12 protein-coding genes are annotated in these 13,437 nt (G+C 53.0%); 3 read left to right on the top strand and 9 right to left on the bottom strand.

What is annotated here, in order from left to right; all coding sequences use genetic code 11:
- Position 1 precedes the first annotated feature (1 nt).
- The 7 genes from BSZ31_RS15325 to BSZ31_RS15295 form a co-directional block, all read right to left on the bottom strand.
- Positions 2 to 1,732: a GspE/PulE family protein gene (locus BSZ31_RS15325; protein WP_105029468.1), complete on the bottom strand. Its 1,731-nt coding sequence runs from the start codon at positions 1,730 to 1,732 to the stop codon at positions 2 to 4.
- 2 nt (positions 1,733 to 1,734) lie between these two features.
- On the bottom strand, positions 1,735 to 2,304 hold the full coding sequence (locus BSZ31_RS15320) for a hypothetical protein (RefSeq protein WP_105029467.1): 570 nt from the start codon (positions 2,302 to 2,304) through the stop codon (positions 1,735 to 1,737).
- Positions 2,294 to 3,583 (bottom strand): type 4b pilus protein PilO2, encoded by a 1,290-nt coding sequence (gene pilO2, locus BSZ31_RS15315; protein WP_105029466.1) that lies wholly within the window; start codon positions 3,581 to 3,583, stop codon positions 2,294 to 2,296. Before pilO2 ends, BSZ31_RS15320 begins: the two co-directional genes overlap by 11 nt.
- A gap of 15 nt (positions 3,584 to 3,598) precedes the next feature.
- Positions 3,599 to 5,362 carry a type II secretion system protein GspD gene (locus BSZ31_RS15310; RefSeq protein ID WP_105029465.1) on the bottom strand — a complete coding sequence of 588 codons (1,764 nt, stop codon included), beginning with the start codon at positions 5,360 to 5,362 and terminating at the stop codon, positions 3,599 to 3,601.
- 3 nt (positions 5,363 to 5,365) lie between these two features.
- Positions 5,366 to 6,073, bottom strand: coding sequence for a TcpQ domain-containing protein (locus BSZ31_RS15305; protein ID WP_105029464.1), 708 nt, complete (start codon positions 6,071 to 6,073; stop codon positions 5,366 to 5,368).
- 146 nt (positions 6,074 to 6,219) lie between these two features.
- The gene (locus tag BSZ31_RS15300) at positions 6,220 to 6,696 is read right to left on the bottom strand and encodes a hypothetical protein (protein WP_105029463.1); all 477 of its coding nucleotides are present in this window, start codon (positions 6,694 to 6,696) and stop codon (positions 6,220 to 6,222) included.
- A gap of 209 nt (positions 6,697 to 6,905) precedes the next feature.
- Positions 6,906 to 8,072 carry an NAD(P)-dependent alcohol dehydrogenase gene (locus BSZ31_RS15295; protein ID WP_240605729.1) on the bottom strand — a complete coding sequence of 389 codons (1,167 nt, stop codon included), beginning with the start codon at positions 8,070 to 8,072 and terminating at the stop codon, positions 6,906 to 6,908.
- Positions 8,073 to 8,161: 89 nt separating this feature from the next.
- Between BSZ31_RS15295 and BSZ31_RS15290 the strand changes: the two genes are divergently transcribed.
- Positions 8,162 to 10,279, top strand: coding sequence for a molybdopterin oxidoreductase family protein (locus BSZ31_RS15290; protein WP_105029462.1), 2,118 nt, complete (start codon positions 8,162 to 8,164; stop codon positions 10,277 to 10,279).
- A 19-nt stretch (positions 10,280 to 10,298) separates the two neighbouring features.
- Here BSZ31_RS15290 and BSZ31_RS15285 read toward each other — a convergent pair whose 3' ends face one another.
- Both BSZ31_RS15285 and senA read right to left on the bottom strand, forming a co-directional pair.
- On the bottom strand, positions 10,299 to 11,048 hold the full coding sequence (locus BSZ31_RS15285; RefSeq protein WP_105029461.1) for a putative 4-mercaptohistidine N1-methyltransferase: 750 nt from the start codon (positions 11,046 to 11,048) through the stop codon (positions 10,299 to 10,301).
- 6 nt (positions 11,049 to 11,054) lie between these two features.
- Entirely contained in the window at positions 11,055 to 12,350 is a 1,296-nt protein-coding gene (senA, locus tag BSZ31_RS15280; RefSeq protein ID WP_105029460.1) for a selenoneine synthase SenA, read from the bottom strand.
- A 50-nt stretch (positions 12,351 to 12,400) separates the two neighbouring features.
- Between senA and BSZ31_RS15275 the strand changes: the two genes are divergently transcribed.
- Both BSZ31_RS15275 and BSZ31_RS15270 read left to right on the top strand, forming a co-directional pair.
- A complete protein-coding gene (locus tag BSZ31_RS15275; protein ID WP_206018624.1) occupies positions 12,401 to 12,928 on the top strand; it encodes a hypothetical protein in 528 nt (175 codons plus the stop codon).
- Between the two features lie 135 nt (positions 12,929 to 13,063).
- On the top strand, positions 13,064 to 13,437 hold a 374-nt coding region (locus tag BSZ31_RS15270; protein WP_146106747.1), incomplete at its 3' end, for an alpha/beta fold hydrolase.

Genomic DNA, 13,437 nt, shown 5'->3' with positions numbered 1-13,437 from the left:
TTCAGGTGTAAGCCGCAGTTTCGGCGCGGTCTGCGTCGTTCATGATTTCGAAACGGTCAAAGCTGTCGAAGCGTTCGCAATGGCGTGGGTCCACGTCGCCTTGCAGTGCCTTGAACAGTGTGTGTTCAAACACGGTTTTTCCATCCATGTTTTCGGATTTGAAGTTGCCATCCGATTTCGACCGGTAGTACATCATGGCTTCATAGTCTTTGCCCTGGCGAATCAGGTTCAGCCACTTCCGGTCGGGGGTCAAAATTTCAGCAACCACACTCAGGCCAGCAGTACCGCGGTGTTTGCACTTGGGGCAACCGCCTTGTTTCTTGAAGTAGAACAAATCACGTTCAAGGCCGTAGCGGTTTTCCAGTGTGTCGAGGATTTCAAGCACATGCTCCGAGTCGGGCATGCCCTGCTGATACAAGCGACCACCAATTTTGCAGTGTGGGCACAGCTTGGGCACCAAGGCTTGGTACACCAGCAGTGTCAAAATATTCGGGTTGGTCAGCACATCGCGACTCATACCGATTTCTTCGTTAGTAAGGCGGGGCACAATACCGGATATCAAATGCGCATGCACCGTGCCGCAAGCCATGTGGCCTGTTTCAACAATTTGTTGTGCCGAGATCGCAGTGGCCGGGTCGCGAATTTCACCCATCAACACGCAGCCCGGGTCGGCTCGCATCAGGCCAGCAACCACTTCGGCGTATTTGGCGGCGGAGCCTTTTCGGTCCAGCAAATCACGCTGAATCGGAATTTGATGAACGCCTCGCAATGGGTATTCCACCGGGTCTTCAATGGAGTAAAACGCGTCTGTACCATTGCCAGGGTGCGTTTCAATGAAAGTTTTCAGCGTGGTGGTTTTGCCTGAACCCGTAACACCCGCAAAAATAATGGTGCCGGAGGGCGTGTTGGATGCACTCTTTAACTGCTTCATGTGCGAAGGGGCATAACCCAACTGCTCATAGCTGAGGGTAGGGGCATCAATGTCAACGTACAGCAAGCGGCACACCACTTTGATCCCGGCCCAGCCCCGCATGGATTGATAACGCATGGCCACACGTTTGCCACCCACTTCGCGGGCGGCGATCATGCAGTATAGGTTTTCGCCCACCGAGAACTGACTGTTGCTGTTCGACCCCTTGCCCGATGCATTGTTGTAGGCCCAGGCCACGGCACGCTCGGCTTGCAGCGGGGTGTACACGCCGCCTTGCTGATCGCGCAAAAATTCAAGTTCACCATCCACGCGCAGTTTCACTTCCGCAATGTTGTTGACCACTTGTACGTGAATGTCGGTTGCGCGTTCCTGCACAGCCAGAGCTACCCAGGATTCAAAAATTTCTTTGGCTTTGGACTGCGCTACAGCCGGGTCTTCTTCACCTTCAGGATTGTCGATTTTGGTTCGGGAGTTTTCGATCAAGTGCTCGATTACGCCACCACCACAACCAATTTCAGGTCGCTCAAATGTGAATTTCTCGGCAATCAGTTTGCCGCGCAGGTGTGAAATGAAGGGGCGAATCTGCGCGAGTTTTTCCGCATCGTACAGAATGATGGCACGCTTCACGCCTGTTTCAATGGCACACACATATTTTTCAACAGCGGCTGGCAGCTTGAGCAAAGCTCCCGCACTGCCGTCGGTCAGCACGCGCGAAAACGCGGGCAGTTCACTGAGTTTTTCAACCTTCAGTGACTTCTCCGCCTGCGTGGCCAACAAATTCAGTGCCGGGTCTCTTTTCATGATCAAAACCTCACTTGCGCACCCACGGAGACATGCTGCGTGTTGCCGTTGCTTGCGACCAATTCCAGTCCGTTCCGGGTGATTCGCCTGATATTGAATTTGCCCAGTTGTTCGCCTTCGCGAAGTGTGCGTACGCTTCGACCTGCTGTTTGAATTTCAGCGGTCATTGCACCTGTTGTGCCATACACGCCGAGTACTGTGTTGGCTGAAACTGCAGGTGCTGCCTTGCTGGAGGCTCGCACTGGGGTTGCTGTGGCTTTGCTTGGCGCAACTGCTGCAGGTGTGGGTGTTGCCAATGGTTTACTTGCCGTGCTTGTTACACTGCCACCAATTTTCAGCGCAGCTTGTAATTCTTCCCGCATGGCCTGTTCTTCTTGCAGTCTTTGAATTTCAGCCAGTGTTTTGATGTTCAAAGGCACTGTCACCCCGTTGAGCTTGATGTTCTCAACCGGTGTCACTGCGGTTTTGTTCTCGGCCTTGGCTTCAACTTTGGGTGTTGCATTTTCCTGCGCATGCAGGCTGCTCAATGCCAATGTCGCCAGCAGGCCGCCCAGTAAATATTTAGTACGCATACAGTGCTCCCTTCAATGTCACCATCACGGCGGCATCCAGGTTTTTGGGTTCAATCTTCATGGAAATCTGATTCCAGTAAATTCCGGAAGGGTATCGATCGAGAAAGTCTTTCATGAGGGTCAGGCTGCCCGTCACCTCAGTTGCATGGCGGTTCACCGACACATTGGGTGGAATGCTCTTGAAGCCAGTGGGCCAGGTTTGGCCTTGGGTGTCGACCTTGAACTGAATGCCCGCTTTTTGCCAAGCCTGTTGTTCCAGGTAAAGCAGCTCGCTGGCTTCCTGTTTTTTGGGCAAATCCTGCAACTGCTGAATGCCCCGGGAGACCATGTCGTATGAAAACGAAAACTTCAGTTTGTTGACGTCTTTGGGGTCGGGGCTGCTTTGCTGGTTGTTCAAAAAGCTCACCAACTCTTGCGTGTAGCCGCCTTGCGATTGCCATTCACTGCTGCACTTGCCCAGGTTGCACTGAATGCTTTCCAATAGCCAGCCTCGCGCCATGAAAGGTTGCTCGCTCAACAGGTTCAGCATTTCAATTACATCGGTATTGGCCAGCCCCACATTGCGTTGATCGGTCGCCAGTTTTTTCAAATACTGCGGGGTTTGTATGCTTGACTGCGCCTGCTTCATGCGGGCTTCACGTGCGCTGGCTTCCAGGTATTCGTTGCCGCCATACACGCCACCAGCCAGCAGAAGCACCACGGCAAGCATCGCCGAGGCTTTGATCAAATCGGTGGGTAAACCAATCAGCGCATGTTTGTTGCTGAAGCTGCCCAAGCGCGCTGCAATGTCCAGGGGCAGGGCACTCGGAAACAGCTCTGGGGCGTTGCTGTAAACATGGTATTCCGAACTTTCGATTGACCCATTGGTGTAAGTGTTCACAGTGCTGACCACCTCGGCATCGCTGCCGATGATGTCCATGGTGGGCGCACCCTGTTCAATCACCATCAAGGCCATTTGGCCTTTCTTGCTTCCTTCCTCTATGCGAATGGCATAGATGGCGTGTTCCTGCTCATTCTGTGTGGCCAACATGGCCGCCAGGCTGTACACCTGCCCGGTGCGTTCTTCATCCGAGATGTCAGGATCGTAGTTATAAAGACCCAGGTATTCGTTCTGATGGCCCTTGAGCAAAATATGCTTGGTGGCATCAATCCGGTCGGCATACTCCCGAATATCGGCAATGCGTTTGCTGTAGCTTGAGCGTGCCAGTGGCTGCCAGTTCAAGCCGGCAATGTAGGCTTTTTTCCCCAGCTGATGAACTACTGCAGATTGCTCAGCCATGGCGCATCTCCATGCTTACAGCACCACCGCGCGAACCAGAACGATGAAGTTCTCTCGCATGGTGGACAAGTTGCGCGAACCACCAGCCAGCAGAGGTGCCTGCTCGGTCAGCTTACGCTCACTGAAACCGGACACATCGCGTGACAGGCCTGTGATGGCCATCACTTCACCTGGGCGAAGTGCGATGGTGTACTGGTCAGAAATGCTGCTGGTGTTGGGCGTTTGAACCCGCTGCAGGGTTTCGCCAGAGCCAGTGGTAATTTCTAGCAGGCTGGTGAGGTCAGACAAACTAATGCCCATTTTCAGCATGATGGTGTTGTTGTCCAGAATAAACGGCATGGCCGCAAACTGGTCACCAGTTGTAATTTCATCGGTGGTCAAGCCGGGTACACCCGTGCCGCCACCCAGAGCACCTGAGGAGGCGGGTTTGGTTTCCGACAAATAACCCGTGGTGGTCAGCCTTGCTTTGCGTGCCCACTGCCTGTTCAATGCCACCAGGGAAATGGGGCGGTGTTGAACATTGTCGCCAATTTCATTTAAAGCTTGCACAATGGCCGAGCTGGCACCAAAGCGTTGATTGGTAGGGCTGTTGGGTGGGTTTTGTCCGGGAATAAAACCTTGCAAGGCTTCCGGAATGGTCAGTGCAATCAAACCTGCTTCAGGGGCCACCAGCGATTCTGGCGACAACACGCCAATGCCGTAGCGCTGAGAAAGGCTTCTGAAAAAAACATCCCAGTTCACGCCCTGTTGGTCGTCTTTCTTGGACATGACCGAGTAAATATCAAGCTGTACATGCACCTGTTTCAGCATGTTTGCATTTTCGGCGCGGATCATGTCGCGCACCTGGGTTTGCATGTCGCGGCTTGTTTTAACCATCACTCGGCCAGTGCCTTCGGCTACGATCACTTCGGAACCGGGCACCGAGGCCACCATGCGGTTGATCACTTCCAGTATGCTGGCCTGGCCGTCAATTTTCCCTTTCTCGGACACGCTCAAATTCGAATTGCTTTGCACTTCATTGCCCCGCACCCGGCCTTGCGTGCCGCTGCTCATGGCGTATTCATAGCCATTGGGGAAAGAGGCCAGCTCATACATGGCGGTGGTGTAACGCATGATGACAATTGAGTTGTCGCGGTACTCCCAGGACAAGCCCAGTTTGTCGGTGGTGTTGTTCAAAAAATCAATCAGTGTACCGTCCCAGTTCATCGCCACGGCACCTACGGTGGTACGGGGCGCCAGGGCCACACTGTCCACTGCGACTGGCGTGGATACCGGTGGTGCCGCCTCGGTAGGGGCGCTTACTGGTGGTAACTGGCGTGCGCCGCGGCGGGGTTCGGCGCTGACTGGTGTGTTGAATACGTCTTGCTGAATGCGCACAGGAATGCCGACCATTTGGGTCAGGCGGGCTGCCACTGTATTCAAATCCACAGGGCGGCCTTTGTCCGCGAAATTCATTTTGTAGGTTTCATGAAAAATCGCGGGCAACTTGTCGTCGTCATTCACATGCACGAAGGTGCCGCCAATCCAGCTTTTGCTGGCGCGTTTCAGCACCTTCGCATTTTGTTGTTGCTTGGCTTGTTCTTCGGCGTATTGCCGACCACCACGAAAGGAACCGTTGGTTTGCAAGCTGGTGTTCACCTGCTCAACTTTGCGCAAACCGTTGTCATTGTCAGCCTGTACTTCAGCCTTGATCTGTGGGCCTGTGCAAGCTGCTGTTCCAAGGCTTAGCAATGCTGCAACAGCAGTGCATACCAGTGTTCTGTTCAGTGGTGTCTTCATGTTTTATCGGCACTCTTCTTTTTGATCGCCCAAGCGGGTAATGCGCAGCAATGGCGGTTCGTTGTTGTAAACACAGGCTTCCAGGGGGTATTCGCTGTTCTTGATTCCCGGTGTTTCAAGCACTTGTTCCACTGCATATTCAAACGTACCGGAGAAGGTGGTGCCCGCTGCAATCATCACGTAGCGGTCGGCATCCCAGCGAAATGTGTAACCCGCTTCCTTGGCCCAACGGCGAATGGCTTTGTCCAGCCGGCCGTCTTCAACACGCAATTCCCATTGAATGGCACGCGGTGTCACCACCAGCCTTGCGCTTTCCTGTTTCACAGGCAGAGCAGCCAATTGCTCGGCGTCCCGAATCACTTTGGGCGGCAGGTCAACTATGAATACATCGGAGGATGGGGCTTGCATGGCCAGCTGTATGTTGCTGGTTTTGTTTGAAGTGGCGCTCGGAGATTTGGGTTCGAGGTTTGGCTGAGCAACCGCTACGAAGCTTCGGGCTTGCGGCAGGGGGTCTGGGGCGCTGTGCCTGGCCAGCTCGACATTGCGCGATAGCAACTCATCCGCGAAATAAGGAAGGTGGTCCTCATGTTTCTCTGCCACCATGGCGTGTGCGGGTGTGTTCATCGCAACTGTGGCACCTGTCTCCCCACTCGTTTCCCCGGTTGTATTCCATGCCATCAACACGATGGCTAGACCAAGAGCAAATTCCATATTCGTTTTACCTTCTTCGTATGGATCGGTTTTCAGCGAGTTTGCAAATTTTATTAATTCGAATATACATCAATATACGAAATATTTTCTTTTGCAGCAATCCCAAATTTCTTCTGCTGCGTCAGGGGGTTTTTGTCAGAGGCAAATCAATCTTGATAAATCGCGTCAAGCCATTGATTGCCTTCGTGCGGGCTGTAATGAACCAAAAGGTAGGCTGCTGTCTCAAGCACCGCAAGACTGCAGGCCTGTGCTTTGTCGAAGGCTTCCTGATTGATTGCGTCGTATTCGTAAATACACACTTTCAACAGTTCGCCGATCAGGCGAGGCGTGGATTCGACGGTTTTGATCTTTGGCCGCAACTCGGAATGGGCTTTCATCAGACCACGGAAGTAGTGCCAGGTTGTGCCTTCTGTCTCAGCAAGGCCTCGAAGGATGAACGGCAGACTAAGGTTCAGAAGGCCATTGTCCTCAATGTGCGCAGCCAATTCGCTGTATTCACAGTCGCATGGATCGACCGGATGGTGTGCCCTGAAATAAGCAATATTGTTTGCGATCGATGTGCCCGAGGAGAGGCTTGCAAGCGTTGCTGCCGTACTCTCGAATGGCTTTGTTTGTGCGACCATATTTTTTATTGTTCACTCGTTGAGTTAATGAATACTTGCCCGAATTTATTGTGCGAACAAGTGTTGACTGAACAAATGTTTGGAAAAAATCACATTTTTTGTCATTTCATGTAACAGTACCTACAAAAATTGCGACAAATTCTAAGTATCCACATGAGGTGATCATCAAAGATCCATGATTTATAAAGAGATTAATTTCCTTTTATATTTCATTCTCGTGATAAATTTGTTGCAAATTCCTGCAGTCCTCTCTGAGCTTTTTTCGGTCTTTTGCCGTTTCTAGATGTATTCAGAACCCTCCCACCCAGATTCCTCTCAATGCTCAACGAAATCAATCGCATCAAAGGGTGGGGGTGGGGGGTAAAAAGGGGGGGATTATCGTGACAATACCACCTAAAGCGGGGGCTACCGTTGCGTACCTTCTCAATCGCTTCATTGATCTGCTCGAAGCGGTAGGTTTCTACAATCGGCTGTATGTTGTGCAAGGCTGCGAATTTCAGCATGTCGGCAATCACGCGTGGGCTGCCCACCGGCGAGGATGAAATGGTGCGTTGCTGGCCCATCAATCCAAACACGCCGATGTCCAGAGGTTCCAGCACTGCACCCAGAAAATGCAAACGCCCTTTGGGTGCCAATGTAGAAATGTAGGCATTCCAGTCCAGTTTCACATTCACAGTCGACAAAATCAGGTCGAATGAACCCGCTGCCTTTTTCAGGGCGTCAGGATCTTTGCTGTTGAGCACGTGGTGTGCGCCCATGCTTTTCAGTTCATTGGTTTTGGAGGGGTCGCTGCTGAATGCAGTGACTTCGCAGCCCCAGGCTTTGAGAAACATTACCGCCATGTGGCCCAAACCGCCCACGCCGATCACCGCCACTTTGCTTTGCGGTGAAATATTGAATTGCACAAGCGGGTTGTAAACGGTGATGCCACCGCACAGCAGCGGGCCTGCGGTTGCCGGGTTGACACCTGCGGGAATTTTTACCGCGCTGATGGCTTGAGCGCGTACTTTGTCAGCAAACCCGCCATGACGACCAACAATGGTGCCTTTGGCTGTGCTGCACAGGTTGTGATCGCCACCCATGCACATTCTGCAACTTTCGCAGTAGCCTGCATGCCAGCCAAGGCCCACGACATCACCCAATACAAGGTGGCTGACATGGCTGCCCAATTTGCTCACGCGACCAATAATTTCATGGCCAGCCACCATGGGGTATTGGGCGCGGCCCCAGTCGTTGTCGAGCATGCTGACATCGCTGTGGCAAATGCCGCAGTGGTCGACATCGATTTCGATATCAAATGCACCCAGTTCACCGGGGTCGTACTGATAGGGTTTGAGTGGGCCTTTGGCCTCGAAAGCTGCGTAAGCGTTGATCATGATGTCTCCTTGAGTTTGCTTGATGGTATTACACCTTCGACAGTAGTATGTAGGTCAAAGTAATAATCAGAACAATCAGGAGACAAGACTTGCAAACCCATCGCCGCGCCTGCCATTTGTGTGAAGCCATTTGTGGCTTGAAGATCGAGGTAGACAACAATCAGATTGTTTCAATCAAGGGCGATGAGCAAGACCCCTTTAGCCGTGGGCACATTTGCCCCAAGGCAGTGGCTCTGAAGGATATTCAGGAAGACCCCGACCGTTTAAAGCAACCGGTTAAAAAAGTGAACGGGCAATGGGTAGAAACCACCTGGGAAGACGCCATTGAGTTGGCCTGTGAAGGGTTGTTTCAGGTGCAGCAAAAATATGGTGCCAATGCCGTGGGTGTTTATCAGGGCAACCCGAATGTGCACAACTGGGGTTTGATGACCCACAGTGCCAATTTTCTGGGGTTGCTGAAAACACGCAACCGTTTTTCAGCCACCTCGGTTGATCAGTTGCCCATGCAGCTGTTGGGTTACTGGATGTTTGGGCACCAACTGCTCATCACCATCCCGGACATTGACCACACCCAATATTTCCTGATGCTGGGGGCCAATCCGATCGCTTCGAACGGTAGCTTGATGACTGTGCCCGATGTGGCCAAACGCATCAAGGCCCTCCAGGCGCGCGGCGGAAAGCTGATCGTGATTGATCCTCGCAAAACCGAAACCGCCGAGGTGGCTGATGCGCATCATTTCATCAGGCCTGCCAGCGATGCGGCTTTTGTGTTCGCACTTATCAACACCATTGTGGAGGAGGGCCTGACCCGCATGGATCGCCTGGCCCACCACAGTGAGGGTTTGTTTGCGGCTTTGGGCGCGATTTCAAAGGTGACGCCTGAAGTGGCGCAGGCCGAGTGTGGTATTGACGCGGACACCATTCGCCAAATTGCGCGTGATTTTGCGAATGCCGGAAAGGCGGTGGCGTATGGTCGCATGGGCGCCTGTACCCAACGCCATGGCACCTTGGCGCAGTGGGGTATTCAGTTGCTGAACTTTGTGACGGGCAACACCGACCGGGTTGGAGGAAGCCTGGTGGCCAACCCTGCGCTAGACCTGATTGCCGCGCCCAACAGCAAGCCCGGCAGTTATGGCCGCTGGCACAGCCGGGTCAGCCAAAAGCCTGAGGCGCTGGGTGAGTTTCCCAGTGCCATCATGGCTGAAGAAATTCAAACCTGGGGCGAAGGACAAATCAAGGCCATGGTGACCGTTGCGGGCAACCCTGTGTTGTCTACACCCAATGGCCAGCAGCTTGACAAGGCTTTGGCAGGGCTTGAGTTCATGGTGTCCGTGGACCTGTACATCAATGAAACGAATCGCCATGCGGATGTGATTTTGCCCACCACATCGCCTCTTGAGCATGATCACTACGATTTGATTTTCAATATTTTCGGTGTGCGTAACCAGGCCAAGTACAGCGCGGCCACCTTGCCAAAACCACAAGGAAGCCTGGACGATTGGGAACTGATGGACAAACTGGCCGCCTGCTACAGTGCAAAGATTGGCAAACCTGCTCGGCCTTCCATGCCGCCTCAAATGATTCTCGACATGGGTTTACAAATGGGGCCCTATGGCATGGCCAGTGAGCAAAAGCTGAGTCTGGACAAATTAAAACAGCACCCCGAAGGCGTTGACTTGGGGCCGCTTCGCCCCAGTTTTCCAGACCGCTTGCAAACCGCCGACAAAAAAATTCAGCTGGCACCTGCGGAAGTGCTGCAGGCCGCATCAAATTATGTGGCCGACTTGCTGAATGACGACAAGCGGGCTGGTGCCGAAATGATGTTGATTGGGAGGCGCCACATTCGCAGCAACAATTCCTGGATGCACAACTCCGAGCGCCTGGTCAAAGGCAAGAACCGCTGCACCGCCATGGTCAACCCTGCGGATGCTGCGCGGTTGAATTTGCAAGACGGCTACAACGTGCGTGTGCGCAGCCGAGTGGGTGAAATTACATTGCCTGTAGAAATTTCAAACGATGTAATGCCCAGCGTGGTGAGTATTCCGCACGGTTGGGGCCACGACAAGTCAGGCACGCGCTTGCAAGTGGCTGCCGCCCACGCGGGGGTTAGTTGCAATGATTTGACCGATGAGCAATGGCTGGATGAGCCCAGTGGGAACGCCGCAGTCAACGGCGTACCTGTGACACTCATTCCTGTGGTGCAATAAGTGCCGGGCTGACTGTCAATCAGCCTGCCTTTTTTTCCCACACAGTCATTTCTGCAATGCTGTGCTGGTATTTGCGGGCAGTTTCCCGAATCACAAACGGAACGTTCAATGGCTCGCGAACCAGATTGAAATGGGGAGCAAGCACGGCTTGCATGCCTTCAAGCATGGTTTTGGGCTTGCCATGTTCTTCAATGCCGCCAATCCAGTTTTCCTTGGGCGTGTACTCGGTCAACAGCGTGTAGGGCGAGCTGATCACCAGCAAGCCGCCGGGCACAATGCGCTTTGGCATGTCGTTTAAAAACCCGGTGGGGTTGTTCACCCGGTCAATCAGGTTGCCCGCGAATATCAGGTCGTAACCCGTGTGTTCCGCGCCCAGCTTGCAGGCGTCGCCTTGCGAGAATTCAACACGCTGGCTGCACTCGCTGTAATTGAAATCAGCAAGCGACACTTGCATGGCCCTGCCCAAATCACCCTCATCGTGCAAAAAGTAATTCAGCGCATTGCCCTGTTGCAATGCTTGGGCGGCGTTGATGAAACGTGCGGAAAGATCAACGCCCACAGCTGTATCAAAGCCCAAAGCCAGCTCGAAGGTACTTCTTCCAACTGCACAGCCCAGGTCCAGCGCTTTGCGGCGTGGCTGATTGCCCATGAATTCCAGGCAAAGTTGAGCGCAGCGCACTGGGTAATTGGGAACATCAAAATAGTCGACGCCGTAGTGAAAAGCCAGGTACTGGTTTAATAGCTCGTCGGTTTCGTAATAATTGGTCATAAAGCCTTATTGGGCACAGGTTCTGAAGCCGACGAACACATCGTTTCGATCGGGCGTGTAGGCTTGGCGGTATGTGCCGCGAATGAGTATGGAAGAAGTGGCGCAAGAACCACCCCGAACCACTTTGTGGTCTCCGAATTGCAAGGTGGACATGAAGGGGTACATGTCCATGGTGAATCCGCTGTAAGGGAAAAACAGACTGTCGGTCCACTCCCAGACAGTGCCAATCATCTGCCGGCATCCAAACGGGCTGTCACCTTCGGGCAGGGCAGTTACTGGTAGCCTCGCAAGGTGTGTGCTGTCCATGTCCACCCGGTGGCTTTCCATGTTGTTGCCCCAGGGAAACTTGTTGAAGGTGCCTTGTTCGTGGTTGCCCAAAGCGGCCACTTCCCATTCAAACTCGGAAGGCAAGCGTCGCCCGGCAAACTTGCAGTAGGCTTGCGCTTCCCAATAACTTACGTGTTTAACGGGCAGGTTGGCCTGAACAGGCAGCCATTGATCAAAGTGGCGTTCCAGCCAAATGCTGTTTTCTTTTCTCCAGAATATAGGGTGCCTCGCGCCAGTGCTGTTACGCCACTTCAGGCCTGCCATACTCCAAAGGTGGTCATTTTCATAACCACCTGCCTGAATGAAAGCCAGAAACTCGGCATTGCTGACCAGAGTTTTCGAAATTTTGAAGGCTTTCATGTCAACGATGAATCCAGGCTTTTCATTGTCGAAACAGAAATCTTCTGTCGCGAAATGTGCCGACTCCGAAGGCATGCCGATGCGGTAGCGGCCTGCAGGTACTTCCACATCGCTGTGGTCGATTGGATATGTGTTCTCCGCGCCTGTGTCCTTCAACGAATAGGGCGGCGGCGCATAGCCCTGGCTTTGGCGCGCCCACACCATCGACTCAATGTGCATGTTGAGGTGAAAAATGGCGTACTTGTACAGGTACAAATCACTGTCGGTCAGTGGTTTGGTTTCAATTCGCTGTTTCACCTTGTTGAAGGTGTCGTCAAAGTAGCGCAGGGTGTCCGGTTTGTCCGGGAATAGCCCCTCGTGCCAGCGGTCCTCGTGAGCCAGTTCAAACGAATCCCAGATATCGTCAAGCGCGGGGTTGTACGAGGAGGCTTTGTCCAGGTTTTGCAAAATAAACCGCTCGAAGAAAAAAGCGGCGTGCCCAACCTCCCAAATAGGCGGATTAATGCCCGGCAAATAGGGCACTTTGGTTTGCTGTGCACTCAAGCTGTTGAGCAATTCAAGAACACGCTCACGGCTTTGTTGCAAAGAGGCGAGTAAGGATTGCTTGTTGTTCATCGTGGTGGTACTACTAATGGATTACAAACAATTATAGGCCACCCATGTTCATGAAATCGATACTACGCACCTTGGCTGTCGCATCCACCGCATTGTTGATCGCAAGCGGCAGTGCCTATGCGGATAAACCTGAAAAAGGCAACGGCAACCAGGGTAAAAACAAGGAAAGAGGAGAACAACGGGAGCACAAGGAAAACCGCAAAGGTGGTGGCAGCGAGAAGGGCAGCCGTTTCGACGGCCGGGATTCACGTCAAGACGGTGTATCTGTGTCCTTCAATTTTGGTAGCTCTGAAACCCGAATCGTGCGCGATTATTACGGTGGCCAGGTTGCCAAGGGCAAATGCCCGCCCGGATTGGCCAAGAAGGGCAACGGTTGCCAGCCCCCGGGGCAGGCCAAACAGTGGCAAAAAGGCCGAGCCTTGGGCAGCGATGTTCGCTATTACGACATTCCCAATGAGTTGCGCATTCGCCTGCCCGCACCACCTTTGAACCACAAATATGTTCAGTTGGGCACTGATCTGTTGTTGATCGCAGTAGGAACAGCCATCGTCGTGGATGCGGTTGACGGGATTTTCTGATCCAGGACGAATCATCACGCCGGTGATTCGTCATTTATTCTTGCGCCAAGTGGAACAGTGAATTGCTGATCCACTTGCTTATCTAGTTGCTAACAACAACTAGACTGGCACCGACACTATTAATTGGGTGCCTCCATGACAAACAAGATTGAAGTCTCGATTCCAGCCGTGGGGCAACCTTTGGCTGGAACATTTTTTCCCGCATCAAATGGCAACACTGACAAACCGTTGCTGATTTGCCCCGCAACAGGGATTACCCAGAAATTTTATTTTCCGTTTGCCCGATGGTTGGCCCATCAGGGATTTTCTGTATTGGTGTTTGATTATCGAGGCATCGGAAAATCTTTGCAGGAGTCGCATGTCAAGCATTGCGAGGTGAAAAAGCAGGACTGGGGCTTGTATGACATGCCTGCAGCCCTGGATTTTCTGCTTGAACTCACTGGGCAGAACGGCGCGTACCTGGTCGGTCACAGCGCGGGTGGCCAACTGTTCGGTTTGATGCACAACCA

It is taken from the genome of Limnobacter sp. SAORIC-690, from assembly GCF_002954425.1.
GTDB lineage: Bacteria > Pseudomonadota > Gammaproteobacteria > Burkholderiales > Burkholderiaceae_B > Limnobacter > Limnobacter profundi.
The sequence above is the reverse complement of the archived record's forward strand: the minus strand, read 5'-3'. Positions and strand labels throughout refer to the sequence as shown.

What these genes read in the sequence shown, in the direction of transcription:
- BSZ31_RS15325 (WP_105029468.1), bottom strand. Translation starts at nt 1,732, where the DNA reads ATGAAAAGAGACCCGGCACTGAATTTGTTGGCCACGCAGGCGGAGAAG.
- BSZ31_RS15320 (WP_105029467.1), bottom strand. Translation starts at nt 2,304, where the DNA reads ATGCGTACTAAATATTTACTGGGCGGCCTGCTGGCGACATTGGCATTG.
- pilO2 (WP_105029466.1), bottom strand. Translation starts at nt 3,583, where the DNA reads ATGGCTGAGCAATCTGCAGTAGTTCATCAGCTGGGGAAAAAAGCCTAC.
- BSZ31_RS15310 (WP_105029465.1), bottom strand. Translation starts at nt 5,362, where the DNA reads ATGAAGACACCACTGAACAGAACACTGGTATGCACTGCTGTTGCAGCA.
- BSZ31_RS15305 (WP_105029464.1), bottom strand. Translation starts at nt 6,073, where the DNA reads ATGGAATTTGCTCTTGGTCTAGCCATCGTGTTGATGGCATGGAATACA.
- BSZ31_RS15300 (WP_105029463.1), bottom strand. Translation starts at nt 6,696, where the DNA reads ATGGTCGCACAAACAAAGCCATTCGAGAGTACGGCAGCAACGCTTGCA.
- BSZ31_RS15295 (WP_240605729.1), bottom strand. Translation starts at nt 8,072, where the DNA reads ATGATCAACGCTTACGCAGCTTTCGAGGCCAAAGGCCCACTCAAACCC.
- BSZ31_RS15285 (WP_105029461.1), bottom strand. Translation starts at nt 11,048, where the DNA reads ATGACCAATTATTACGAAACCGACGAGCTATTAAACCAGTACCTGGCT.
- senA (WP_105029460.1), bottom strand. Translation starts at nt 12,350, where the DNA reads ATGAACAACAAGCAATCCTTACTCGCCTCTTTGCAACAAAGCCGTGAG.
- BSZ31_RS15275 (WP_206018624.1), top strand. Translation starts at nt 12,401, where the DNA reads ATGAAATCGATACTACGCACCTTGGCTGTCGCATCCACCGCATTGTTG.